The organism is Paenibacillus sp. 1SOY10 (assembly GCF_056836745.1).
This window is the reverse complement of the sequence record NZ_JBXENK010000007.1, coordinates 18,043-44,584: the sequence shown is the minus strand read 5'-3', so window position 1 is coordinate 44,584 and position 26,542 is coordinate 18,043. Positions and strand designations below refer to the sequence as shown.

Annotated in this window: 17 protein-coding genes; 13 read left to right on the top strand and 4 right to left on the bottom strand. The window is 51.2% G+C overall.

Going from position 1 to position 26,542, the window contains the following annotated elements:
- Positions 1 to 11 precede the first annotated feature (11 nt).
- The 4 genes from AC1VOR_RS16310 to AC1VOR_RS16295 are packed head-to-tail and all read left to right on the top strand — an operon-like array spanning position 12 to position 5,230.
- A complete protein-coding gene (locus tag AC1VOR_RS16310) occupies positions 12 to 983 on the top strand; it encodes an ABC transporter ATP-binding protein (RefSeq protein ID WP_482619275.1) in 972 nt (323 codons plus the stop codon).
- Positions 980 to 1,987: an ABC transporter ATP-binding protein gene (locus AC1VOR_RS16305; RefSeq protein WP_482619273.1), complete on the top strand. Its 1,008-nt coding sequence runs from the start codon at positions 980 to 982 to the stop codon at positions 1,985 to 1,987. Before AC1VOR_RS16310 ends, AC1VOR_RS16305 begins: the two co-directional genes overlap by 4 nt.
- A complete protein-coding gene (locus AC1VOR_RS16300) occupies positions 1,984 to 2,730 on the top strand; it encodes a creatininase family protein (protein ID WP_482619271.1) in 747 nt (248 codons plus the stop codon). Before AC1VOR_RS16305 ends, AC1VOR_RS16300 begins: the two co-directional genes overlap by 4 nt.
- 34 nt (positions 2,731 to 2,764) lie before the next feature.
- Positions 2,765 to 5,230, top strand: a complete 2,466-nt coding sequence (locus tag AC1VOR_RS16295; protein ID WP_482619269.1) for a S9 family peptidase — start codon at positions 2,765 to 2,767, stop codon at positions 5,228 to 5,230.
- Positions 5,231 to 5,317: 87 nt separating this feature from the next.
- On the opposite strand, the gene AC1VOR_RS16290 is transcribed toward AC1VOR_RS16295, so the two are convergent.
- The 3 genes from AC1VOR_RS16290 to AC1VOR_RS16280 are packed head-to-tail and all read right to left on the bottom strand — an operon-like array spanning position 5,318 to position 10,078.
- Positions 5,318 to 7,141, bottom strand: coding sequence for an ABC transporter substrate-binding protein (locus AC1VOR_RS16290; RefSeq protein ID WP_482619267.1), 1,824 nt, complete (start codon positions 7,139 to 7,141; stop codon positions 5,318 to 5,320).
- A 38-nt stretch (positions 7,142 to 7,179) separates the two neighbouring features.
- Positions 7,180 to 8,661: an ABC transporter permease gene (locus tag AC1VOR_RS16285; RefSeq protein ID WP_482619265.1), complete on the bottom strand. Its 1,482-nt coding sequence runs from the start codon at positions 8,659 to 8,661 to the stop codon at positions 7,180 to 7,182.
- Between the two features lie 13 nt (positions 8,662 to 8,674).
- The gene (locus tag AC1VOR_RS16280) at positions 8,675 to 10,078 is read right to left on the bottom strand and encodes an ABC transporter permease (RefSeq protein WP_482619263.1); all 1,404 of its coding nucleotides are present in this window, start codon (positions 10,076 to 10,078) and stop codon (positions 8,675 to 8,677) included.
- Between the two features lie 174 nt (positions 10,079 to 10,252).
- Here AC1VOR_RS16280 and AC1VOR_RS16275 point away from each other — a divergent pair, with 174 nt between their 5' ends.
- From AC1VOR_RS16275 to AC1VOR_RS16260, 4 genes are all read left to right on the top strand, one after another.
- Positions 10,253 to 11,992, top strand: coding sequence for an ABC transporter ATP-binding protein (locus AC1VOR_RS16275; protein WP_482619261.1), 1,740 nt, complete (start codon positions 10,253 to 10,255; stop codon positions 11,990 to 11,992).
- Between the two features lie 210 nt (positions 11,993 to 12,202).
- Entirely contained in the window at positions 12,203 to 13,858 is a 1,656-nt protein-coding gene (locus AC1VOR_RS16270; protein WP_482619259.1) for a spore germination protein, read from the top strand.
- 53 nt (positions 13,859 to 13,911) lie between these two features.
- Positions 13,912 to 15,015 carry a GerAB/ArcD/ProY family transporter gene (locus AC1VOR_RS16265; RefSeq protein ID WP_482619257.1) on the top strand — a complete coding sequence of 368 codons (1,104 nt, stop codon included), beginning with the start codon at positions 13,912 to 13,914 and terminating at the stop codon, positions 15,013 to 15,015.
- Entirely contained in the window at positions 15,008 to 16,201 is a 1,194-nt protein-coding gene (locus AC1VOR_RS16260) for a Ger(x)C family spore germination protein (RefSeq protein ID WP_482619255.1), read from the top strand. The genes AC1VOR_RS16265 and AC1VOR_RS16260 overlap by 8 nt, the downstream gene beginning before the upstream one ends.
- A 54-nt stretch (positions 16,202 to 16,255) precedes the next feature.
- Here AC1VOR_RS16260 and AC1VOR_RS16255 read toward each other — a convergent pair whose 3' ends face one another.
- Entirely contained in the window at positions 16,256 to 18,355 is a 2,100-nt protein-coding gene (locus AC1VOR_RS16255; protein WP_482619253.1) for a GxGYxYP domain-containing protein, read from the bottom strand.
- A gap of 263 nt (positions 18,356 to 18,618) precedes the next feature.
- Here AC1VOR_RS16255 and AC1VOR_RS16250 point away from each other — a divergent pair, with 263 nt between their 5' ends.
- From AC1VOR_RS16250 to AC1VOR_RS16230, 5 genes are all read left to right on the top strand, one after another.
- Positions 18,619 to 19,851 (top strand): GntR family transcriptional regulator, encoded by a 1,233-nt coding sequence (locus tag AC1VOR_RS16250; RefSeq protein WP_482619251.1) that lies wholly within the window; start codon positions 18,619 to 18,621, stop codon positions 19,849 to 19,851.
- Between the two features lie 211 nt (positions 19,852 to 20,062).
- Positions 20,063 to 21,061 carry a carbohydrate ABC transporter permease gene (locus AC1VOR_RS16245; RefSeq protein WP_482619250.1) on the top strand — a complete coding sequence of 333 codons (999 nt, stop codon included), beginning with the start codon at positions 20,063 to 20,065 and terminating at the stop codon, positions 21,059 to 21,061.
- Complete coding sequence (locus AC1VOR_RS16240) at positions 21,033 to 21,956, top strand: carbohydrate ABC transporter permease (protein WP_482619248.1); 924 nt, start codon at positions 21,033 to 21,035, stop codon at positions 21,954 to 21,956. Before AC1VOR_RS16245 ends, AC1VOR_RS16240 begins: the two co-directional genes overlap by 29 nt.
- A 44-nt stretch (positions 21,957 to 22,000) precedes the next feature.
- On the top strand, positions 22,001 to 23,449 hold the full coding sequence (locus AC1VOR_RS16235; RefSeq protein ID WP_482619247.1) for an extracellular solute-binding protein: 1,449 nt from the start codon (positions 22,001 to 22,003) through the stop codon (positions 23,447 to 23,449).
- A gap of 25 nt (positions 23,450 to 23,474) precedes the next feature.
- Positions 23,475 to 26,522: an alpha-mannosidase gene (locus AC1VOR_RS16230; protein WP_482619245.1), complete on the top strand. Its 3,048-nt coding sequence runs from the start codon at positions 23,475 to 23,477 to the stop codon at positions 26,520 to 26,522.
- Positions 26,523 to 26,542: the final 20 nt, after the last annotated feature.

The following is a 26,542-nucleotide window of genomic DNA, read 5'->3' as shown; positions in this document are numbered from 1 at the left end:
GCGATGCGAACATGAGTTTACTTGAAGTGAAATCGCTAAGAACGGTATTTCATACGGACAACGGGACGATCCCGTCGGTGAACGGGGTCAGCTTCTCCGTGCAGGCGGGCGAGACACTGGCCATCGTGGGCGAATCCGGCTGTGGCAAGAGCGTCACCTCTCTGTCTATCATGCGCCTGGTGTCGGCACCCGGGAAGATTGAGGGCGGCTCCATTCTGTTTGAGGACAAGGATCTCTTGAAGCTATCTCCCCAGAAGATGAGAAATGTTCGGGGGAACGAAATTTCGATGATTTTCCAGGAGCCGATGACGTCGCTGAACCCTGTGTTTACGATTGGTTTTCAAATTGCTGAAGTGCTGCGCAGGCATCGTGGCTTGAGCAAGCCCGCAGCCAAGGCTCAAAGCATTGAAATGCTGGAGCGGGTGGGGATTGCGGCAGCAGCCAAGGTAGCTGCGCAATTTCCTCACCAATTGTCCGGTGGGATGCGCCAGCGGGTCATGATCGCGATTGCCCTGGCCTGTAGGCCGAAGCTGCTGATTGCTGATGAACCTACAACCGCTCTGGATGTGACGATTCAGGCCCAAATCCTGGAGCTGATTGATTCGCTCGCTAAGGAGGAGAATACCGGCGTTATCCTTATCACGCATGATCTGGGTGTGGTGGCAGAAATGGCCGACCGGGTCATCGTGATGTATGCTGGTGAAATCGTGGAGGAAGCGACGGTGTATGAACTGTTTGAGCGCCCTGGCCATCCCTATACCATAGGCTTGATGGGTTCCTTGCCTACTATGACGGAGCAGAAGGAACGGCTGGACTCCATTCCGGGTTCTGTGCCCAATCTGCTGCAAATGCCGTCCGGTTGTCCCTTCCATCCTCGTTGTCCCTACGCGCAAGATATTTGCCGTGAGATCAAGCCTGCATTGGAAGAGAAGCGGGATGGCCACCGGGTTAGCTGCCATCGTGCCGAGGAGGTTGCTCTATGAATAAAGAACAAATTGAGACAGCCCCTCTGCTGGAGGTGCGTGGTCTCAAGAAGCATTACCCGATATCCAAAGGATGGTTTAACCGCAGCGATGGCGCCGTTCGGGCGGTGGATGGCTTGAACTTTAACGTATTCCCCGGTGAGACGCTGGGACTTGTGGGCGAATCCGGCTGTGGGAAGTCGACGACCGGACAGTTGATTACACGTTTGCTTGAACCGACAGAGGGCGAGGTTGTCTTTGACGGCAAGCCATTGACTGACATGAGTGGAGAAGCCATCAGGGAGATCAGACGGGATTTGCAGTTTATTTTCCAGGACCCGTACTCCTCGCTCAATCCACGAATGAAGGTTTTTGACATCGTAGCGGAGCCGTTAATCGTACATGGCTTGGCCTCGGGCAAGGAACTGCGTAACGAGGTACTGCGGCTATTGGAAACGGTGGGATTGGGCGAGCATCATATTGACCGGCATCCCCATGAGTTCAGCGGCGGGCAAAGGCAGCGCATCGGGATTGCCCGGGCACTTGCTCTAAGACCGAAGCTGATCGTGTGCGACGAGCCGGTATCGGCGCTGGATGTCTCGATTCAGGCGCAAATCCTCAATTTACTTAAGGATTTACAGGAGCAATTTCATTTAACTTATATATTTATCGCCCATGGTCTGCCGACGGTTAAGCATATCAGTGACCGGATTGCTGTCATGTATTTGGGCAAAATTGTGGAGATGGCGAAGCGGGATGAATTGTTTGCCAGACCCCTGCACCCTTATACCGAGGCATTGCTGGCAGCGGTTCCGGTTCCCGACCCCCGGCTGCGCAAGAAGCGGAAGCCGCTGTCCGGGGAGATGCCAAGCCCGGCGAATCCGCCGCAGGGCTGTGCGTTTCACACGCGTTGTCCTTATGCCCAAGAGACGTGCCGCGTGCATACGCCAGAGCTTGTGGATCACGGGGACGGGCATTTGGCAGCATGTCATTTTCCCCTAAATGAAGGAGGCTTGGAAGCATGAAGAACCGTTCCTTGATGAAGGAAATGAGCTGGACGGAGTTCCGCGAACGCAAGGCCAAGACGGATCTGGTCATATTGCCGGTAGGTGCGTTTGAGGTCTATGGTCCCCACTTGCCGCTAGGTTCGGATACGCTGGTGGCAGCCGGCTTAGCCGAGCGCGTCGCCCAGCGGGTTGATGCTCTGATCGGCCCCACCCTTGAGGTGGGAGATTCCTCGATGCTGGATGAATTTCCGGGTACCGTCACAATTCGTCCCGAGCATTTCAAAGCCTACTTGAATGATGTGGTGGGCAGCTTGCTAAAATGGGGCTTCAAAGACTTTCTGTTTATCAACGGACACGCGGGCAATGTGCCGATGATTAGCCAAATTGCTTATTCCCTGCGGGAGCGCCCGGACATTCGCAAGGCCCAGATTGACGTGTGGCGGTTTATGCAGCGCGTTGATCAGAATGTGCTGGAATCCGGGCCACTGGCCCATTCCCATGCCGGGGAAGCAGGTACGTCGGTCATGCTCGCATTGCATCCTGAACTTGTGAATATGGAGAAGACTATGTCTGTCGAGCGAAAGAAGCAGGATGCTTTCCCGGAAATTATGAAGTACGGCAAGCTGTCCGACAACAGCGAATGGGGCACGGTAGGTCACTCTGACCAAGCCTCGGCGGAGAAGGGCCAAATCCTGGTCGACCGTGCGGTGGAACGAATGGTGCAGTTTCTAGGTGAGGTCTGGGGCATTCCCGGGAAATAACGGGTGGCCAGCCAACTGATGAGGAGGGATTGGATTGAAGCCTGAAAGACTTGTGATGCCTGACGATCTCTATGAATACCGCTGGATCAGCGATCCGGTTATCAATACCAGTGGAACGATTGCTTACGTAATGAAAACGATAGATGCCACAAAGAACGAATATGTGACGCAAATCAGGGCTGTTGCTCAGGATGGTGGCGATGATCGACCGCTGACGGATGGGAGCAAGGATATGGCCCCGGCCTGGTCACCGGATGGGTCACAGCTTGCTTTCTTGCGCATGCACGAAGGCAGTCGGCAGGTATGGGTGCTCTCCATGAATGACGGAGAGTGCCGTCCGCTGACGCACGCGACGCGTGGCGTAAGCGCCTTTGTCTGGTCGCCCGATGGAAGTAGACTAGCTTATTTGTCCGCATTAAGCCTTGATGCAGAGCGGGAGGCGCTGACCCTGGAGGAGGATCGCAAGCGGGAGTCGCAGGCTGGCAAGCTCTATACCCGCACCGTGCCAAAGGCCGAGGGAAGTGGCTTGTGGAATGGACTTCATACCCACTTGTTCGTGCTGGACCTGAGTAGCGGTGAAGCCGTCCAGCTTACCTCAGGGGCCTTTGACGTTGCCCAGCCTCGCTGGTCGCCGGATGGCCGCTCTGTGGCTTATCTGGCCAAGCAAGTGGAGGATGAGCAAGCCGATCCTGACTTGATTGCCTTCAATGATATCTTTGTGACCACAGTTGAGGATGGACAAAGTCGCAGAGTGACGGACTTCACCCTGGCAATCAGCCAGTTCAGCTATTCACCCGACGGAAGTGAGTTCGCGATGATAGCCAATGACCGTGCATATGGGAGCGGGACGCAAAATCGGCTCTACACCGTGCCTTCCTCTGGCGGGAAGCCGGAGCCATTTATAGATGAATTTGATGTGCAAATCGGCAACTTCGTACTGAGCGACATGAAGGCAGCAGGTCCTTCTCCTGCTCCGCTGTATGGGCCGAGTGGGGAGCTGTATGCGCTTGGTACGCTACATGGCAGTGCAACGGTCTATAGCTTCCGACCTGATGGGAGTTATGAGCCACTCGCCACCGGGGAGCGAGATACCTATCAGTTCGCTCTTGCACCGGATGGCGCCTTTATGGTGACAGCAACCGCTTTGGTGAATGCGCCCGGGGAATTATTCCGATTGAATCTGGAGTCGGGAGAGGAGCTAAGCCTGACGGATAAGAATGATGAACTGATGGGGCAACTTGCTATAAGCACGCCAGAGTCCTTCTGGTTCGAAACGGCTGCGGACATTAAAGTTCAGGCCTGGATGATGCGCCCGGCAGGGCTGACAGCGGGGGAGAAGGCTCCGCTCATTCTGGAGATTCATGGTGGACCCCATGCCATGTACTCCGGCACGTATAGTCATGAATTGCAGTGCTTGGCGGCTCAAGGTTATGCTATTTTGTTCCTGAACCCGCGTGGCAGCTTCGGTTATGGGCAAGAATTCGCTCGGGCCGTGCGCCGGGACTTTACCGGTTGTGACTATGATGACTTGATGGCAGGACTTGACGAAGCATTGAGCCGGTTCGACTTTGTTGATGACACGCGTCTTGGCGTCACAGGCGGTAGCTACGGCGGGCTGATGACCAACTGGATTATTGCTCATTCAGATCGATTCCAGGCTGCGGTAACCCAGCGTAGTATCTCGAACTGGATGTCCTTCTATGGCATGAGTGATATCGGCATTTCTTATACAGAAGGCATCGTTGGCGGCAATCCTTGGGAGAACCCCGATCTGCTCTGGCGCTTATCTCCACTTGCTCATGTCCAGCAAATCCATACTCCGCTGCTTATTATTCATGGAGAACAGGATATGCGTTGCCCGGTGGAGCAAGCGGACCAGCTCTATGTGGCTTTGAAGCGGTTGGGCCGGGAGACAGCACTGGTTCGTTATCCAGCCTCCAACCATATGCTGCTAAAGACCGGGAAACCTAGCTATCGGACGGATGTGCTGCATCGGGTGAATGACTGGTTTGTGCGTTATTTGCCGAAGGAAGTGGCGCAAGTGGGCCGGGTATTGCTGTCCATTCCGGTGGGGATGCTGATCGAGAACTGCCGAAGTGGTGGAGTTAGTGATGAGGAAGTGATTGCCTGCCTGAAATCCGGTGATTTCAGTCCGATTCTGGACCGGGTTCATGATTCGAAGATGGACTTTGCCGAGCGACTGAATACGGCCAAGGAGCTTGACGAGGATTGGGAACGGGCTATTCGCGAAGGATACAGCTTCAAGTTCTTGCACATCGGTGGCCTGAAGCGGCTGCTGGGCTTTCGGTTCGGCAAAGCCGAGGGCACCGACTATGTGCAGTTGCAAGATGCATTAGCCTTGGATGGGCTGGACCTGTCCAAGCCAGAGGCAGATGAATTGGAACAAATCATTCATCGCCAATGGAAGCTTGTCCCCACGCAGATAGATCCTTCGCCGGGCCACGGGACGATCCGTATCGAGCTGCGACATCAGCCGTAAGGCAATAATCAACTTGAAAAAACCTTCAAGCCCGCAATACAGGGACGTATCCCTGCAAGCGGACGTGAAGGTTTTTTTGTATCCTGTTTATTTACTGTTATGGTATTCAGTGAGATATTCCTTAACCTTGTTCGCATCTGCCACCAGTTCATTCCCGGTATCAACCAACGGACTTACGGTGGAGACGGCCTTGATTTTATTATTATTGTAGAAGGCCAGAATCTCATCTTGATTAATGGAGTACAACACAGCCTTTCGGAGTGCTTCACTGCTTGCTACTTCACGGTTCTTGGTATTGAACAGCAGATAGGTTACACCATTGCTCTCGATGCTTTGCAGCTTGAGCTTGCTATCGTTTTTCACGATATCGTATTTGGTCTCAGGTACACCATAATACAGGTGAATCTCGCTATTGCGCAAGGCGGACAGGGCACTATCCGCATCGGCGATAAAGCGAACGTTTACCGTCGAGATTTTAGGCTCATGCTCAGAGCCCTTGCGGTAGCCGGGGTTTTTATAAAAGACCCCCTCATAGTCGTTCTTGTGCGACAGAATGTAAGGACCGCTGGCATACAGGGTATTATTGTATTGCGCACCCTCAGTGACCGTATTTTGATCGCCGTAAGGGATATCCTTGTTAACGTCGAAGTTAGCTACGTCATAGGTATTAATGCTTTCTACCTGCTTCTTGGACACGATCCCGGCCGATTGGTGAGCCAAATAATTTAATACCTGCGGGAAGGGCTCGGTCGTGGTCAACTTGATCACCTGATATTTGCCCGCCTGGCTATCCGCTTGGGTTTTGTCGGCCACGAGTTCCTTGATGCTGTTATCCAGTCCTGTCTCCAGGGCTGCCTTCACACTGCCCCCTCCGGAAGCTGACTGAATAGAGTCCAGAGAGGCTACATCCGTGACGATCTCTACCGTCTTGATATGCTCATGCAAGCTGTAGGTCCGGTGGTCGGGCACCGAATCCTTATCTTTGGCCCGGTTCAGCGAGAATACAACGTCGTCGGCCCCTACGCGTTCGCCGGTATCAACGGCTGTCTTATTATCAATCTTGGCAAAGTTGATATCGTCGCGCAGCAGGAAGTAGTATTCCGAATTCCCTTCGGCAATAGTATGGTTGAAGCTCAGAGAGCCATCGGACGTAATTTGATCGTCATCCGTCAGATTAATGAGACGAACATAGATATTTGTATTCAACTGATTGATCGAACCGTCGTTACCCTTAATCGGGTCCAGGGAGGTCAGAACGGAAGCGGCCTGAGTCAGAATCAGCGGATCGCTGTCACTCTTGGATGTATCCTTGAAGTCGATACTCTCCCAAGCCAAGGCCCGCGATTTGGACAGTCTTACCGTATCGGCATTCAGAATATCCTGGTTCACTGCCTGACTCTTCAAGGAAATATACAGCGGTGCGATATAGGCTTTGTCGAACACAAGCCGCTGCTCCAGTTGTTTATACGTCTCCTTGTATTGCTCAGGCGTTTCCGTGGCAGCTTGATTAATCAGCTTATCGATTTCAGGGTCGTTCTGAATGCTGTAGTCCCCTCCTGATATGAACAGGGAGCGCACCGCATAATCGGGGTTGCCTGTAACCGTGGTCCAACTGGAATGGGCAATATCGTAATTGCCTGCGTCTTGCTGAGCCTTGAAGCTGCCGTAGTCGGGCTGGATGTTGAGCTTGACCGTGAAGCCGTTCTTAACCAGTTGGTCGCGAACGATATTCAAGTCGGATTCATTGGAGGCAATGCCAAGTAGCTCAATATTGACAGGAGCAGCCTCTGTGACCGTTTCAGTAGAGGGTTCATTTGCAGGTTCGGTCGCCTCGGATTTGGTCTTCACGGTGCAGGCGCTTGCCACCAGAGTAAACGTCAGTAATAGGGCAAGCAAAGAAATTTTCTTCATCGTTGGTTCCTCCTAAGTAAAATAATTTAATATATGATTCAGCCCAGCTTGGGATCAAGCGCATCGCGGAGTCCATCACCCAGGAAATTAAAGGACAGGACGAGCAGGATGATAGCCAGACCGGGGTATATCGCCAAATAAGAGTGAGATTCCAGATACGTGCTTCCCAGCTTCAAAATATTGCCCCACTCTGGAATGTGAGGTTCTACGCCTAGGCCCAGGAAGCTGAGACTGCTCGTCGATATGACGGCGGCGCCGATCGTCAGGGTAGATTTAACGATCATTGGTGCCAGTGATCCCGGAATAATGTGCTTGAGAATAATAAGCAAATCCCGCGTGCCCAAGGCACGGGCGGCCTCTACATATTCAAAGGTAGATACCAGCAAGACATTAGCCCGCATTGTCCTTGCGTAAGTAGGAATCGCCCCAACACTAAGCGCAATAATCAGGTTGAAGGTGTTCGCTCCAAATGCAGCGATGATGGCAATGGCGAGCAGGATACCGGGAATAGCGTACAGCACATCTAGCAGCCGCATGATGATGTTGTCAGTACGTCGTCCGTAATACCCTGATATCGCTCCAAGTGCTCCGCCAATGACCACGGGGATTAACGTGGAGAAGAAGCCGACAATGAGCGAAATCCGGGCACCGAACACAATTCTGGTGAATAGACATCGGCCAAAATTATCCGTGCCCAGCGGGTAAGCCAGGCTGGGATGCTGGAGAATGGCGGAGTAATTATTCTCCGTGGCCATGGCATAATCAAAGGTAAAATAGCTGCACACTGCCATGGAGACCAAGAACACGATGAAGAATAAGCCAATCATCGAGGTGGTGCTCCGTGTTAACTTTCCCCATACCTCTTCCCACTTGGCCGTGGCGGGCTTCCCGTTGTGACGAATCTTGATCAGCAGATTAATGCCAAGCAGCAGGGCGAAGAGGTTCCCCGTTACTGAAGTCATAATAAGGATAATCGCAACCAGACTGAGCCATGGAGCTGTTATTCTCCCCTTCATATACCTGGCAACCAGCAGCAAGGTAATGAGATGGAACACTGTTGTGATCAGCAAGAAGGATAGGGTCGGCAAAAATGTGTCGGCGACATACGGCTTGAACAGATTAAGTGCAGAGATGGCGATGACGAACAAACCTGTCAGCAAGGTATAAACCGCCAGCGTATATTCCGTATTTCTGTCCCTCTTGATCAGATGCAACGCTGAGGCAGTGATAAACAGATTGCCACTAAACAGACTTAACAACTGGATATAACCCAACGCTCGTGTGGAGCTTCGAATAGCCCCCCACCGTGCGATATCGTTGCGAATTAGCCAAGCGAGCCCAAGCTGCAACAGAGCGAACAGAAGATAGACCAGCGCGATGACCAGCACATAAGGCCTTACCGCTTGAGTCCACAGATCGTAGCTGCTGAGCAGCAGAATTACTGCAATTCCCGCTGTCACAATCCACGAGAATGTTGCCTCGCTATATTCCAAAGAAGATTTAAGCGTTAATTTAGCCATAATTGCACCTGCTCTAGTAATGTTTCATCTTGGTCCGGATACGCGGATCGAAGAAGGCGTACAGGACGTCGATGATGACATTGATCAATGAAATCGTAATTGCGGTGTAGACAACCCCGCCAAGAATGCTGGGAATATCGGGAATAAATTGTTTGTCTACGATGTAGCTTCCGATCCCACTGATGTTAAATACCTTCTCCGTGACTGCCGAGCCACCTAGCATGGCGCCAAATTGCAAACCAATGACGGTGATAATCGGAATGATGGCGTTGCGAATTGCGTGCCTGAACAGAATTTGCCGCTGGTTCAATCCCTTGGCCTTGGCGGTTACCATGTAATCCTCCAGAATGACCTCCAGTGTGGAAGAGCGGGTCATCCTTGCTACCGCAGCCGTCAGTCCGGTTCCCAGCACCACGGTAGGCATGATGAGCGACAGGGCATTTTGCGGGTTATAGGTGGCCGGAAGCCAGTGTAACTTGATCGAGAAATTCAGAATAAAGATCAGACCTTGCCAGAAGCTCGGAATGGACAAGCCAATCAGTGCGATGAACATAAATGAATAATCCCAGAATGAATTTCGCTTCATGGCAGACAGGATGCCGATCGGAATGGCAATCAGCACAGACATCGCCAGCGATATGACGGTTAACGTCAGTGTAATCGGGAACTTTCGGGCGATCGTTGCTGTTACTTGCTCGTTCCCGGCAAAGGATTTACCCAAATCGAAGGTAAGGATGCCTTTGATGTTGTTCCATAACTGGACCAGGTAGGATTGATCCAACCCGTAAATCTTGTTGAACTGGGCAATTTGCTCGTCCGTGGCCGTCTCTCCCAAAATGTTGGCGGCCGGGTTCATCGGTGACAAGTACAGGATGGTAAAGACCAGCACCGAAACGCCAAGAATAACGAACAAGCTCATGACGATGCGCTCGAAGATGTACTTCACATAAGGATTGCTATATACCAGCATCAAGGCATACATCAGTATTCCGGCAATCAGTGAAAAGCCAAAAAAAATCGGGCGAGCAAGCAGGTTCTGGACAACACTCACGTAGCTGCTTTCGGATACCCCGCGGAGCTCCAGCTTGCGCTCCGTCTCTATGACAGCTTGCTGCCGGAGTTTATCTGCGGTTACTCTCTCCGCTTGCCGCCTGAGCTTCTCCGGGGATAGAGTCTCCCCGAAAAAGCTCATCTTACATCGGAGTTGCTCCAGCGTTTCGGCCTCTACCTTGAGCTTGCCATCGGATTCCAGGAGCGCTGCGTGAGTCTCGGTGAATAGAACACGATAAGCATCCTTTCTCCGTTGAGCCCAATAGACGACCAGAGCAACAAGATTGACCGGGGCTCCAAGGAGGAGCAAGAAATATTTATAGGATGGATCTGCAAACATTTTCGCGTAGGTGGCTGCAGGTTTCATCAGTGCCTGACCTCCCTTCTCTCTCTATAAATTGCATTATTCCGATAGATATAGTATATATTATTGGAGGATATTTTTTATGTCAATGATGATTTTTTTTATACTAAGATGCGAGTTCAAAAAGTCGGGTTTACAGGACGACTTTTTGAACAACCTCTGAAAGGTGTTGCCGGTATGGAGTCTATATTGCAAGTGAGCCATTTGTCCGTTTCTTTTGAGGCACGGGACCGTGAGGTTGCCGCCGTACGCGATGTCAGCTTTGAGGTTAGAAAAGGGGAAACGCTGGGGATTGTTGGAGAATCAGGCAGTGGTAAGAGTGTGACCGCTCGCTCCATTATGAGATTGTTACCCTCGCCACCTGCTTATATCAACGGCGGGGAGATTTGGTTTGCCGGAACCAACCTGGCGGAATATAGCGAGAAGCAGATGGAGGGCATTCGGGGGAAGGATATCGGCATGATTTTTCAAGATCCGATGACCTCGCTTAACCCTACGATGAAGATTGGAGAGCAAATCTCCGAAAGTTTGATCAAGCATTTGAAGGTATCCCGCCAGGAAGCCAAAGAGCAGGCGCTGGAGATGCTCAAGCTGGTTGGTATCAGACATGCCGAACTGCGTTATCATCAATACCCGCATGAATTCTCCGGAGGAATGCGGCAGCGGGTCATGATTGCCATTGCCCTGGCTTGCCGTCCGGCTCTCCTGATTGCCGATGAACCGACGACCGCGCTGGACGTGACGATTCAGGCGCAAATTTTGAGCTTGATGAAGAGCATGCAGGAGCGTTTTGGCACATCTATTATTCTCATCACACATGATTTGGGTGTTGTTGCCGGGATGTGCGACCGCGTACTGGTCATGAAGGATGGGGAAATCGTGGAGCGAGGAACCACCGAAGAAATCTTTGACCATGCCCGTCATCCTTATACATTGAAGTTGTTGAATTCGTTGCCTCGTCTGGATGAGCAGAAGGTGCCGAAGCCAGCGGCGACTATTCTAAGCGGTTCAGCGGTCAAGCCGCTCATTGAGGTCAAAGCATTGAAGCAATACTTTGATTTGGGTAAGGGAAGGGTGCTGAAGGCAGTCAATGACATTAGCTTCCACATTCACGAAGGTGAGACGCTAGGGGTCGTTGGCGAATCAGGCAGTGGGAAGTCGACGACCGGAAGGGCGATATTACGTCTGCATCAGCCTACGGGAGGAGAGGTGCTGTACCAGGGCATGCCCGTAAATCACCTGTCTTCCAAGGAAATGAAGACCATGCGCCGCTATATGCAGATGATATTCCAAGACCCTTACGCTTCGCTCAGCCCTCGTCTTAAGATCGCTGATATTATCGGTGAGGCACTGGATGTACATCGCTTGGCAGGAAGCCGTGCAGAGCGCAAGAAGCGAATCGAAGAACTACTGGATCTGGTGGGGCTGGATCCGGTGTTTGCCGAGCGCTATCCTCATGAATTCTCCGGAGGTCAGCGGCAGCGTATCGGTATTGCCCGGGCACTGGCGGTAGATCCAAAATTTATCGTATGTGACGAGCCGCTCTCTGCGCTTGATGTCTCTATTCAATCCCAGGTCGTTGGCTTACTGGAGGATTTGCAGCAGCGACTGGGACTGACCTACTTGTTCATTGCGCATGATCTGTCCATGGTCAAGCGAATCAGCGACCGGGTTGCGGTTATGTATATGGGCAAAATCGTAGAGCTGGCCGAGAGTGAGGAATTGTATGCGAATCCACAGCACGCTTATACTAAGTCATTGCTGGATGCCATTCCTGTACCCGATCCGAAGATTGAATCCCGGAAGAAGAGGGAGCCCGCGGAGGGGCATTGGGAGGAAGACAGATACCATGTGGAGAACTCGCAATTAGTAGAGGTGAGTAAGGGACATTGGGTTGCCTTGCCCCTGGAGGCTTAAGTGCTTCCAACAAACAACCGTTTATAGCCAAGTAGCAAGTTCAAATTATAGAATAGCAAGTTTAAGTTATAGGCAGGGAATAGAAACAGCGAGGCTGCTTCGGTTCCCTGTTTTTTTGTTGCACTATGAAATTAAGAGTCCATGATGCTCATAGAATGGCGTGGTTCGGGGGAGATTAGAGAGAACAATTCGCGTAGGGGAATGGTTCATGTGTGGTGGTCAAACATCGTTTCTTATATCCCGGATTGGCCGGTCTTTGTGCAGGCGGGAGCCACGCTGCTTATACCTGTCATCCTCTATTTTGTGCATCGCTGGTTCCGTTCGGTAGTGACGAATGGCGGTGGCTCTTCCGAGAAGCTGTCGGCAGTCCCGGAGGAATCCAATTCACCGCTGACGGGTGACTATGATGCGGATCTGAATTCGATCAAGCATGCCATAGGCAGCAACGACGATTTGCATTTTCGGGAATACATCATGGCAGGGTTCAATATACGAGCAGCCCTGATCTATATTGATGGCATGCAGGAGGACCAACTGATTGATACCCAGGTCATGCAGGTGCTCATGGGTAAGGACAATTTTGCACCAGAGATGGATTCCACGCTTCCTACCGCAGACAAGCTGGCTGATTATTTGCGGAAATATATGTTGCCGGTGGTTGAGATGGAAGAAGTGCAGGAGACACATGATTTGCATGAGATGGTCCTGACTGGATACGCTGGTCTGCTTATTGAGGGCATGCCTACAGCATTATTGGTTGGTAAGCCCCGTGGGAAGACGAGGTCTATTACCGAGCCTACCTCGGAAGCGCTGCTACGCGGGCCGAGATTGGGATTTACAGAAGCGCTCAGTGAGAATACTTCCATGCTGCGGCGTCAGGGGCGCACGGAGCTGATGGAAATCAAGAAATATACGGTGGGCAATACACTGAAACGGGATTTGGCTGTCGTGTATATGAAAACCATTGTGAACCCTGATCTGTTGCAAGAGGTTGAGAAACGAGTCGCCAAGATCGACTTGGACTTTATCGCCGAATCCGGTTATGTGGAGCAACTGATCGAAGACGATATTCTGAGTCCCTTCCAGCAGGCCCAGAACACGGAGCGACCGGACCGGGTCATTAATGCACTGATGGCTGGCCGGGTGGCCTTGCTTCTGGACGGAACACCGTTTGCACTTATCGTTCCCGTAACCTTCAGCATGCTGCTGCAGTCGCCCGAAGATTACTATGAACGATGGATGGCCGGCTCCCTGCTGCGTATGCTGCGCTTTTTTGCCGCCTTTATGTCACTGATGATTCCATCACTGTACATTTCCTTTATCTCCTTCCATCCAGGTTTGATTCCCACCGAGCTTGCTATTACCATTATTGAGACCCGCGAGCGGGTTCCCTTCCCTTCGCTAATCGAGATTTTGGTGCTGGAAGTATCGATTGAGATTTTGCGCGAAGCCGGAGTGCGTCTGCCGAAGCCGATTGGCTCGGCGATGGGAATCGTTGGAGGATTAATCATCGGGGAGGCGGCTGTACAGGCCGGGATTGTCAGCCCGTTTCTGGTCATTGTTGTCTCAGTGACCGCCATTGCCTCCTTCTCGATTCCGATGTATAGCGCTGGAATCACTTTACGTATGCTGCGTTTTGTTGGAATGTTCTTCGCCGCTGCGTTGGGGATATTAGGAACGATCTTGTTCTTCCTGCTGATTTGCAGCCATCTTACCAAGCTCAAGAGCTTTGGTGTACCTTACGTCACCCCTATATCCCCCATCCGCCTGCATGATTGGAAGGATTTGTTCGTTCGTGCTCCGCTTACCTTGATGAAGCTCCGGCCGGAGATGATGAAGACGGAACGCAAGCGCCGCAAAGCCTGACTCTCCGGCAACTGGTTTCCCCCACTTCTAATGACGTACACCAGGAGGTTGCCGTGTTCACACGTTCCGATGATAAAATCACAACATCACAAGCAGTAATATTTCTGACTGATAGCATACTCGGGGCGGGTATTCTCACGATGCCGCGGGATATCACGGAGAAGGTGAAGACACCGGATGCCTGGTTATCCGTGCTGCTGGGGGGCGTTGTGATATTGCTGGTCGTATGGGTGATGACCAAGCTGAGCCAGCAATTTCCGGGCAAGACGATCTTTGAATATGCCCGGACCCTTGTGGGGAAAATTCCTGGCAGCATGATGTCCTTGCTTATGGTCATTTATTTTCTGGTTATCGCGGGTTTTGAGATTCGTATTTTGGCGGAGGTTAACGTCTTCTATTTGCTTGAAGGGACGCCCGTTTGGGCGGTTATCATCCCGTTTATCTGGACGGGGGCCTATTTGGCATCAGGTGGCATCAACTGTATTGCCCGGTTGTTTCAAATTATTTTCCCTATAAGCATTTTGATATTGCTGCTCAGCTTTCTTCTCAGTATGAGGTTGTTCGAGCTTGACCATTTGCGTCCGTTCCTTGGCGAAGGCTTGCCTCCCGTCCTCCATGGACTGAAATCGTCCATTCTCATTTATACCGGCTTTGAGATTGTCATGGTTCTGGTGGGTCATATGCAGCACCCGGAGAAGGCGGTCAAGACGATGCTGCTTGGAACGGGTATCCCGATCATTTTGTATGTATTCGCCACGATGATTGTGCTTGGAGGGATGTCCGTTACTGCCGTGCTTCGCAGCACCTGGCCAACACTGGACTTATTACGCAGCTTCGAGATTACCGGATTATTCTTCGAACGATTTGAATTTCCGTTCCTGGTCATATGGATGATGCAGATGTTTTGTAATTTTTGCAGTCAGTTCTTCGTCACCTCGTTAGGCTTATCAAAAACCTTTGGCATCAAATTCCCGCTGGTTCTGTTTGCGTTGATGCCGGTTCTGTTCATAGCTGCACTTATCCCGAAAACGATGAACGACTTATTTGCGCTGGGCGGAACGATCGGGTATATGAGCATCATTTTGTTCGCTCTTGTCACGGTGCCCTTGTCCCTCGTTTACCTCATTCGGAAGAAAGGACTCAAGAAACATGCATAATTACCGGACGCTGATTCTGCTGCTTGTGGTTGGATTAATGGTCACTCAAACGGGCTGCTGGAGCAGCAAAGAAATCGAAGACTTAAGCATGTACATCGGGTTGGCTTTGGACGATGGCAAGCCTACTCCTACGGAAGAGAAGCTGGACAAGCAAGGACAAGGCTACCCCAAGCGCAATTTAATTACAGCCACCGTACAGATTGTCCCCGTAAAAACAGGCAGCAACAATCAACATGAGAAGGGAGCCGGCAAAGGCGATGGGTTCCTGAACGAATCCGAAACGGGAGATTCCTTGCTTCAGGTGATGCGGCAGTATTCGTTGCGACGTGAACGGGCCGTCATTGGTCATCATCTCAAGGTAATCATTATTTCCACTGAGCTGATACAGAAGCAAAGCATCGATAAACTAATGGACTTTGTCCTGCGGGACAACGATATACGTCCAAGTTGCATCACGTTATTAAGCCGTGGTCTGGCCCGCGATACGCTGGTAGCAGGACATTCAGGGGAGATTCCTGCGTTCAAGCTACAGGCGATGCCACGGGGACATTTTCGGACGGGGAAAATTATGCGCGGAGTCAACTTGACCCGATTGGATAGCTTGATTGGCTCCAAGCAGAGCTTCATTCTGCAGGAAGTGGCGACAAGCGGAGGGGAGGCCGAGTTCTCCGGTGCGGGAATCATCAAGGGAGACACCGGCAGATATATAGGATCGCTGGATCAGACGGATGTACAGAGCATCGCCTGGATCAGGGGGGATATCCAGGGAGGAGTCGTCAAGAGCTATGACTGGCACGATGAGCCGATGACGTATGAGGTGGAGGGGATGAAGAGCAAGATTATTCCCAGGTTGGATGGGGATCAACTTTCATTTCAGGTCAATATTGAATCCGAAGGACGGCTTATAGAGAACTGGGATGTGGAGGAGGACCCGTCCAAGGCAGAATTTCTGAACCGGGCGGAGAAAGTGTTTGAAGAAACCTTGCTCCATATGCTTGAGAGTTTGCTGGAGAAGCTGCAGACGAAATACAAGGTAGATGTGTCGGGATTTGGCAAGCAGCTCAGCGTAGATCATCCTCACTATTGGAAGCAGGTTAAGGACCGCTGGGATGGGGTATTTAGCCAGACCCCTGTTACCTTTGATGTAAAGTTCACCATTACGGATTACGGTTCTTCCAAAAAATAAGCCCTTTCCTGTCCTCGTTCAGAGAACACGAAAGGGCGCGATGATCAAGATCCGTTAGTCGGTTTCCTCGAAGCTGTCTATTGCGCTATCGGCTGTCTCCAGCACATAAGGCTTTACCGGAAGCTTGTAAGCTTGGCGAATCAGTGAGAAGTAATGGTCACCGCGGACGATCTCGTATTCCGGCCCCAACTGCCCGGTTAATTGCACCATATCCGATGGAGTCAGGCTCCAGGCCAGCAATCCCAGAGAGACGAATAAGGGGGATTTGCCGTCCCAGCTGGCCTTGGCTTCTTCCAGAATGCGCAAGCCGTCTTGGATCGTACTGATTCCCTGAATTGTCGAGACCGGGAGCGAACCGTTTACAATCTCCACGCCATAACGGTCCTCCCAGCTCAGGAATAACCCCGGTGACTTATAATACCGTTCGTAGGCCTTGGCGTAGGAAGTGCCTAACGGCAAGTTCTCGCCATCGATGCGGTTAAGGACATAGGTCAGGGGCATTTTTGTCTTTTGCATATATTTATAGCTTTGCTTCAAGTAATTATCGAATGTTGATGGCGGCCAGGCTTCCGGGTAGAAGTAACCGACACCCGATGGCCCGGCAATAATCAGATCGTTCGTGGTACTCGACTGCTGATAGTAATTCAGTATGGCCGGAGCAGCATCGTATAGCAGGGGGCTGGAGGTCCAGTTCAGCGGAATTTCTCCGCGGGCTGGGTCATCCCACAGATTACGCATCTTGTGCTGGTTGTACTGGAAGTTATCACCTTCGCTGAAAGTGTAGGTCACATAAATTTTATTGTCGAGCTTGGGTGCGGGTGGAGTCTTGAGCTTGAAGGGCTTGGACTCCGTGCCGGAGAAGACGGTCAGGTTGCTGAACCAGTCGGCGGCCAGCACATATACGCTATGATTGGAGGCCACCTCAACCGAACTGAATTCCCCTGCGACATCGTTGCTGAACCAGCCCAGATAAGGCGTACCTGGCTTGACGTCGCTCAGAATTTGCTCAAACAACGCCCGCTGCTCTGGATCGTTCACCTCCAGCCAAAATACCATCGCCTTGTTGGCTACGGCATAGTCGCGCAGGTAGCCATATGGCTCCTTCTTCTCCGAGGATAGAGGCGGAATATTGCCGGCAGATACCTTGTATTGGTTCCACATTGTAACGGAAGCGGTCAACTCCTGGGTTCCTTGGGGAGCATCGAACCGGTACACGAAGTAACGCCCGTTATCCGCGAAGCGATGCCCGCCGTCTCCGGCCGACACTTGAGATTGCTGGCGGTCGTACAGGAAATTCTCTTCTTCGGGCGTACCTGCGATGAAGTCAGCGATGATCTTGCCATCTGCCTTTACGACGACCTGATGAACAGCCGAACCCCAGCCGTCTTGGCTGAATGCATCGTCAAAGCGTAAGAATACAGCATCCTTGCCGAGGAATGGGGTGAGGTTCAGGTCATAGGTGTCCTTATTACCACCATCACGAACTTGCTCAGTCTCTTCCGCAATAACTTCGAACGAGTCAGGCAATCCTGGCGGAATGGCGATTGGAGCATCCGGGCTCAGGCCGACCAGCATACGCTGGGTGGTCTGCTTCCACAGATGCTCATATTGCCAGGTGTACGCATCCATTCGATCCTCAAATCGCCCACGCAGATCCTCAAGCACTCTGAGCTTGTAGGGAGAAGCCTTGAGCTTGACAGCTAGCTCGGGACTTGCTACTACAGCGTTTTTGAGCCCGGCCAGCGTTGTGGCTACGTTAATGGAATCCGGAACCTCCGGATCGTAAATAATGATGCCTTTTACTTCATGCTTGTATTTCTTAACAAGATTCCAAATATCATCATGTACGGTATAGGGTACCTGAAGATCACCTAGCCAGGTCAGCTTGCCTTCTTCTTCGCTCTCCAGCAGATAGATGCGGGGCTCCGTACGGTTCACGATTCCTTGCAGCGTAGCCAATAACAGACGGGTATCGCCGGGTGCCTCAAGCACATCGGCGACGTCCAGCCTTTTTACCTTTGCGAAATTTGGAAGCGCTTGCGATTTAGGCCAGTTAATCGTTTCTTTCCATTTGTCAGAACTCGAGGATTGTGCAGTTGCAGAGGTGGTGCCAAGGGTTAAGGACAACGCGCATAACAAAATGAAACTTGCCATCGTAAGCTTTCGTATCAAGCTCGTTCACCTCGTATCCTCATCATCAGAAGCTACCGTTTGAGGTTCTCCCGTAGGCCGCGAACACCTCTATTCCTCCTTCTTGCCGATTGTCTGCAACAGGAACAAACGATAACACCTGTATAATATGTTTAATATATCCAATACTTAGTGTCAAGTAAGCGAACAATATTTTGCCAGATTGACGAAATGACATAAATGATATAACTTAGATGTATTGAGAGAAAAGATAGGAGAACTGTAAGATGCAGAACGAGCGACAACCGTTATACATGCAAATTCAGCAGCATTTCAAGAACTTGATACTTGAGGGCGACCTGAAGGAGAACGACAAGATTCCTTCGGAGAAGATTCTGATGGAACAGTTTGACGTGAGCCGGATTACGGTGGCTAATGCACTGATGCAATTGGCGAAGGATGGCTGGATTTACCGGATTCCTGGTAGGGGCAGCTTCGTCAGTGAACGGATCGGGGAATTGCTGCGCCAAGGCCAAGGTACGATGGGACAAGGGGGAGGCGGGCTACGAATCCGCCGGGACGGAGAAGCGGCACAATACAACTCGGCCGGAGGCGTAGACACCCTACCTCTGGTAAGAGAGTCACTGGATGCTTCAAGCAACAAGAAGACGATCATCGGACTGGTGATACCGTTGCTGGTGGACTACTTCGCCATTCGGCTCCTGCAAGGGATCAACAATGTTCTTGAGCATAGTCCTTACAGCTTGCAGATAGTTCTTACCTACAATTCCATCGACCGCGAGAAGGAGGCCATTAATGAACTGATTCGCCAGGGAGCGGCGGGATTAATCATTTTCCCCTCGGATGCAGAGACTTACAACGAGGAGATCTTGTCTCTCAAGCTCCGTGGATATCCCTTCGTGCTCATCGACCGTTATTTGCCGGGGGTGGCGACCAATGTTGCCCGCAGCGATGGCATGATTGGGGGACAATTGGCCGTAGATTACCTATGGGGGCTAGGGCATCGAGACATTGCTATCTGCTCGGATGCGCGGCTACCGACCATTACGGTAGAAGATCGGATTAACGGGTATATGGAGGCGTTGAAGCAGAAGGAAGCCATGATTAATCCGGCGTTGATCCTTACCGACTTCAATGTGGATTACAGCAGTCTGGACAGCAGTCATCCCTTGTACCGTTTCATCAAGAATCGAATTGCCTCGGCTTATATTACTCTGAATGGCAGATTGGGTTTGCATATCTATTCGATCTGCAAGGAGCTTGGTCTGAGAGTGCCAGAGGACGTCTCCATCCTTACCTTTGACGATCCATCACCTGGTCTGCATGAATGGGGTTATTTTTCGCATATTTCACAATCGGAGCTCGAAATGGGAGAGGCAGCAGCAAATATTTTGCTGCAAATTTTCCAACAATCCGATATCCGGGAACCGGGATATACGAAGGTCATTCTGGAGCCCAAGCTGATCGAAAGTCAGTCTACAGGGCCATTCCACCCATGAGTTCCCCCAGACTTCTCAGACTGTTCAGGACTACAGGCACCCGCTTGCTCCATAAGCGGGTGTCCTTTTTTGTAATAAATTAGCAATAAATGATATATCTAATATCTTGACATAAATGATATATTGCAATATATTTAATAATGCAAATGTATTTCAGATACCACCTGTCATTGATGGAAGGCGGAACTTTGTAAGGGGGGTTGCTGGTGTTATGGGAAAAACGGTAGCACAGGGAGGAAGACAAACGCTGAAGCAAGCTTTTGGAAGGCATAAGGACGCATGGATCGCCACCGTTATCCTGGTACCGATGTTTTTCTTTTGGTTACTGGTTTCAGGATTTCCTACCATGTTCGGATTTGTGCTTGGCTTCTTTCAATGGGTAGGCTTGGCCGACACGCCCAAGTTTATCTGGTTCGACAATTTTATCAGCTTCTTCAATAACCCGGTTTATACGGATGCGTTGTGGAGATCAATCTGGCTGGGCGGTCTGGTGACTGTCATTACGTTAAGTGCCGGTTTCGGAGCGGCTTTACTTATGAACATGCCACTGTTCGGCAAGGGCTTCTACCGTTCCATCTGGTACATACCCGCTGTAACGGCGACCGTAGCCACAACACAAGTCTTCAACATCTTCCTTGATTCCAATAATGGAGTCATCAACAATATCCTCAAGTCTATGGGCAAGGACCCTATTGTATGGCAGTATTCAGTGGGCTGGGGAATTTTCTGGATCGTGGTTTATTCCGTCTGGAAGGGCGTGGGCGGAGCGGCGCTGATCTGGCTGGCGGGTCTGCAATCGGTAGACCTCACCTTATATGAAGCTGCGGAAATTGACGGGGCAGGGCGCTGGGATAAGCTACGTTACGTGACGATGCCAGGGCTCAAGCCAATTGCAACTTATATTGTTATCACCAACCTGATTGCGGCAATTCAGATTTATGAACAGGTGTTGTTTATCACCAACGGCGGACCTTATGGTCAGACCGAGGTGCTGGTATTCCGCATCTATCGTGACGGGTTCTGGGACTTCAACCTAGGCATGGCGGGTGCTTCATCCCTGATTATGGCGTTGATCATTATTACCGTTACCGTCATGTACTACAACTGGTCTACCAAGTCAGATCGACGGACGACCATACCGATCAAGCCGATCAAACCGGCTGCAAAGGGGGGAAACGGGCATGGCCGAAGCACTAAGCGTGAGGTTTAAGAGACAGTTCAAGCCCGTTCATTTATTGGGGCATATCATCTTGCTTGGCGTCGGACTTATTTTGCTGTATCCCTTAATTTTTATGATCTTTGCCGGTTTTTTCACTAAGACGGAGTTCAGCTCTACGGTACTGGGCATCCTTCCGATTCCGAAGGCCCCAACGCTGGAGAACTTCAAGGCCTTGATTGTGGGTTCAACGGATGCCGCAGTGGCAACGTATTTCAAGAACTCGTTAATTCGCACATCCTACAATACGGTCTGGGCGATCTTGACCTCCTTCTTGGCGGGGTACGTATTTGCCCGTTTGCATTTCAAAGGCCGGGATACCTTGTTCCTCATCTTACTGGCTACTCAGATGATTCCCGGTACACTGGCTATCATTCCGACTTATCTGGAATTTGCCCGCTTCCCGTTTGCCGGAGGCAACGACATATTCACCGGAGGAACAGGGATTTTGAACTCTTGGTGGGTGTACCTGCTAGGCGGACCTAGCATTAATATTATGGGGACCTTTCTGGTCAAGCAGTCGCTAGAGAAGGTTCCGCTAGAGATCGATGAAGCGGCCACGGTGGATGGAGCGGGTACGTTCCGATTGATTTTCCAAATTCTCTTCCCGTTACAGCTTCCGATCATGGCATTCATTGCCATTACCACCGCGCTGGGTACATGGAATGACTTTATTACGCCGTTCTTCTATACCACTAGCGATCATTTGCAAACGCTTCCGGCGGCAATTACAAGGTTGTCCTCCGTCGGCGCAAGTCCCGGTGCTGTGATTAACTATCCAATGATCATCACGTTAAGTCTTGGCATTACCGTTCCCGCACTGCTGATTTTTGCCTTCTTCCAGAAATATATTGTTCAGGGCTTGGCGAATACGGGGATCAAAGGATAGTTCATCATATAAAAAATTAGCTTTGAAAATGGAGGGGTTCAAGTATGTTCAAGAAAGTATCGTTTATGCTTCTTTCACTTGTGCTAATGGCAGGGCTTGCCGCTTGTTCGTCAGGGGGTAATGCGGGGGGCAGTGGCTCCGGAAATGCAACGGGTGGCAATTCATCCCCAAATAATGATGGAGCAGGTCAAGTTACAACCATTACGGTGTTAAATGAAGGCGCTGTAGCAGTAGGCGTTGGAGCGCTTGAGGGTTTGTTGGAGAAGAAGAAGCAGGCTACGATTGCTGATGAAACGCAAGAGCCGCGTGTCGTGGAAGAGGATTTCAACTACACTCCCGGCCAGACTGCAAAAGGGGCAGTATTCCCTTACCTATACCAATCCATCATTCATGATCGTCTGGGTAGTAAAGGGATTTCGGTGAAGACAGAAGACTGGGGCTGGGGAGAACAACTGATTCAGAAACAGACCGCTGGCTTCCTGGCACAGAATATTCCTGACATTATTGTGGGGGAAACCCAGATGCCAGGGTTTGCACAGCAGGGTTTGCTTGAACCGTTTCCCGATGATTTAGCCCAGGATATTCGCGATAAAGTGGCTCCGGCTGCATGGAGTCCTATGGAATATGATGGTAAAATTTATGGTTTTGCCTCACAGCCAGGTGTGAGCAGCTTGTTCTGGAACAAGGATCTCGTGAAGCAAGCAGGCCTTGATCCGGACAAAGCACCAGCCACCTGGGATGAATTGTTGAGCAATGTCACCAAGGTCACAGAAGCAGGCGCCGGGAAGTTTTACGGTGGTGGGGTCTATGCTGGACCTAATGCGGGGGGATACCTGCGGTACGGTACGCTTCTGGTCATTAACGGCGGCGGGTTTGCCGATGATCAAGGACAACCGATATTTAACTCTGACGCCAACGTGGAGACGGTCCAGTTCCTGAAAGAATTGAACAAGAATCACCCTCCGGGCTTGATGGCGAATACCAATGAAGGTGCCTATTTTGATGCCTTTAAGAAAGGTCAAATTGCCTATTTGATTGACGGACCTTGGCGGGCAGGAGAAAGCGCTCATCTTGATATCGATTATGGCATGGCTCAGATTCCATTATCCTCAGACGGTCAGCCGGGCAATATTACGATTGGTGCTGCTTTCCACTCCGTTCCGAAGGATGCCAAGAACAAAGAAGCCGCGTTCGAATATATTCGCGTTATGTATAGCGAGGAGATTCAACAGCTTATTGCAGATACCGGTGCACGTTCGCCTGTATTGAAATCCATTGCCGAATCGGAAGATTACAAGGCAGCACATCCGGAGATGTACCAACACTATCTGGCTATGTCCGGTAACGTGCAAGGGCTGCCGACATTTGCGAAAGAAGACTCAAAAATTTGGCAGATGTTTGGTGATGCGGTGACCAAATCGCTGATGACGAACGAGGATGTTAAGTCGATTCTAGACGATGCGCAGAAGAAGGCGGAGGTCAGAACGAAGTAAACTATTATTGAAAGAGTGATGCAGCATGCCTTATGAAACAAACCAGATTATGATCCAAAAGGCGAAGGGACGGCTAGCCAAACTGCAAGAATATATGTATCGGCCAGTGTCGGAACTGGAGGTTCGCGCATGGGTGACCAAAGAACCCGTGTCCTTTGCGGAGAGAACGGACGGCAGCTATCTTGAACTGCAGCCCGGAAGCAAATGGGGCGAACTTTGGGAATGCGCTTGGTTCCATTTTCAAGGCACTGTGCCGTCATCGGCAGCAGGTAACAAGGTGGTGCTGTTGATCGACGTCAGCGGAGAACTGTGTCTTGTGGATGAAGGCGGCAGCCCGCGTCAGGGACTGACAAATATTAATTCTGAATTTGATTTTAGCCTGGGACGGCCTGGCAAACGTGTAGTTGATGTGAGCCTGGCCGCCAAGGGCGGTGAAGTTATCGATCTGTGGGGAGATGCCGGTTGTAACGATCTGTTCGGACGCTACCGCAGCGGGACGCTCAAGGAAGCATCCATTGCGATATGTCATGAAGAGGCGAGGCAGTTATACTACGATCTTGAAGTATTGATTGAACTTGGTGAGCAGTTACCGGAATCTAGCGCCCGAAAGGCACAGGTACTGCAAGCAGTCTATGAGGCGGCTAATATACTCGCCGAGGTCAGCGAGGAGAACGTTCATCGGGCGAAGCAAAGGTTGGTCCCCGTATTGAGCAAGCAAGGCGGTGACCCTGTGCTGACGGTTAGTGCCATCGGTCACGCTCATATTGACCTGGCTTGGTTATGGCCAATTCGGGAGACGATTCGCAAGGGAGCACGCACCTTCTCTACTGCCTTACGCAACATGGAGAAGTATCCCGATTATGTATTTGGTATGAGCCAACCACAACTCTATCAGTGGATGAAGGAGCGCTATCCTCAGCTTTATGCCGAGGTGAAGGAGCGTATCCAGGAAGGCCGCTGGGAGGCGCAAGGCGCGATGTGGGTGGAGCCGGACACAAATATATCCGGCGGGGAAGCACTGGTTCGGCAAATCCTGTACGGGAAGCGATTCTTCCGTGAGGAATTCGGCAAGGACATGAAGGTGTTATGGCTACCGGATGTCTTCGGGTATACGGGTAGCTTGCCACAGCTTCTCAAGAAATCCGGTGTCGACTACATGATGACGCAGAAGCTGAGTTGGAGTGTCTACAATACGCATCCTCATCATAGCTTCTTCTGGGAAGGCATAGATGGAACCAAGGTGTTAACCCATTTGCCACCGGAGGATACGTATAATAGTCCGGGAGCGCCAAGGTCGCTGACCAAGATTGAGCAGAGTTATCTGGACCGTAACGTATCCGAGCATGCCTTAATGTTATTTGGCATTGGCGATGGCGGCGGAGGTCCAGGGGAAGAACATCTGGAGCGGGTAGAGCGGGAACGTAACCTGCTTGGGTTACCTCCGGTGGTTCAGGAGCCATCTATTACGTTCTTTGAACGATTGGAGCAGGAGAGCGATCGCTTTCATACGTATCGTGGAGAACTCTATTTGGAGAAACACCAAGGGACACTGACCACCCAAGCACGTAATAAATGGTATAACCGCAAGCTGGAGAAGGCGTTACGTGAGTTGGAATTTGCCGCATCGTTGCAATGGGCTCTGGATCAGAAGGCGCCGGATTATCCTGCCGAGCGCTTGGAGGAAATCTGGAAGGAAATGCTGTTGTATCAATTCCATGATATTCTGCCAGGCTCGTCGATTACGAGGGTATATGATGAATCACTAGAACGTTATGGCAAGCTTCTTCCTGAAGTGCAAGCGCTGGCGACCGAAGCTTACGGGCGGGTGGCTGGAAGTCATGGCATTCAGTCAGGAGAATCAGTGCTATTCAACTCGTTGCCTTGGGAGCGTCGGGAGTGGGTGGATACGAAGGATGGCCTGCGTTTGGTGAAGGTGCCAGCTATGAGCTGGGCTAAGCTGGAGGAAGCGGTTCAACCTGATGAAGTATCGCCAGCGACGCTGATCGCCGAAGACCTCAAGCTGGAGAATGAGCGGCTGGCCGTTCGCTTTGCTGAAGACGGCAGCATTCTTTCGCTGCTTGATAAGGCTGTAGGGCGGGAGGCGATTCGGACTGGAGCTCAAGCTAACGTATTTACGGTATACCATGATGATGGCGATGCCTGGGACTTCCCACGTGATTATCGTGACACGGTTGCTGGCAAGATGAAGCTGGCGAACCACCGTGCCTATGTTGCCGGGCCGCAAGCTGTAGTTGAGCAGGAGTACCGATTCGGGGAGTCTGTACTTAAGCAGACCATCCGCTTGCTCGCGGATGAGAAACTGCTACGGTTCGAGACGGAGGTCGATTGGCGGGAGTCCGGTAAAATGCTGCGGGTAGCTTTTCCACTTAACGTGGTCAGCGACCAGGTGAATTGCGAGATTCAGTTCGGGGTGTTGAAGCGCCCTACGACCCGCAACAATGCTATTGAATTTGCACGGGACGAGATTTGTGCCCACCACTATATTGATCTATCACAACCGGATTATGGGGTGGCGCTGTTAAATGACAGCAAATATGGCCATAGCGCAGAGGATGGCATTCTGGATCTCAATCTGCTGCGTAGCCCGAGTTATCCCGACCCGGTCGCCGATCAGGCGGAGGGGCACTGCTTCACCTATGCTTTGTACCCGCACCAACATGACTTTATTCAAGCCGGGGTATATCGCAAGGGGTACGAACTCAACGTGCCGATTTCTATCGTTGAATCGATCGCTCCTGCAGAGGGGAAGGCCTCCTCTATCCCTCAAGCGACTACTCCATCAGAATCCTTTGCGCTGGTAGGGATAGATCATTCCCATGTGATGCTGGAAGCGGTGAAGAAGGCAGAAGATAGCGATCATTTGATTTTGCGGCTGTATGAAACGTCTGGTGCAGACAGCGAAGGCACCCTGCGCTTCGGTCTAAATTGCCGGACAGTTGAAGAGGCGAATTTGCTGGAAGAACCAACGGCTTTGCTGGCCGAGCAGGTGAAGGAGCTGCCTTTGAGGTTTACTCCGTTTGAAATCAAGACGATTCGCGTTCAATTTGATTAAACCGGAAGGGGACTGATCAG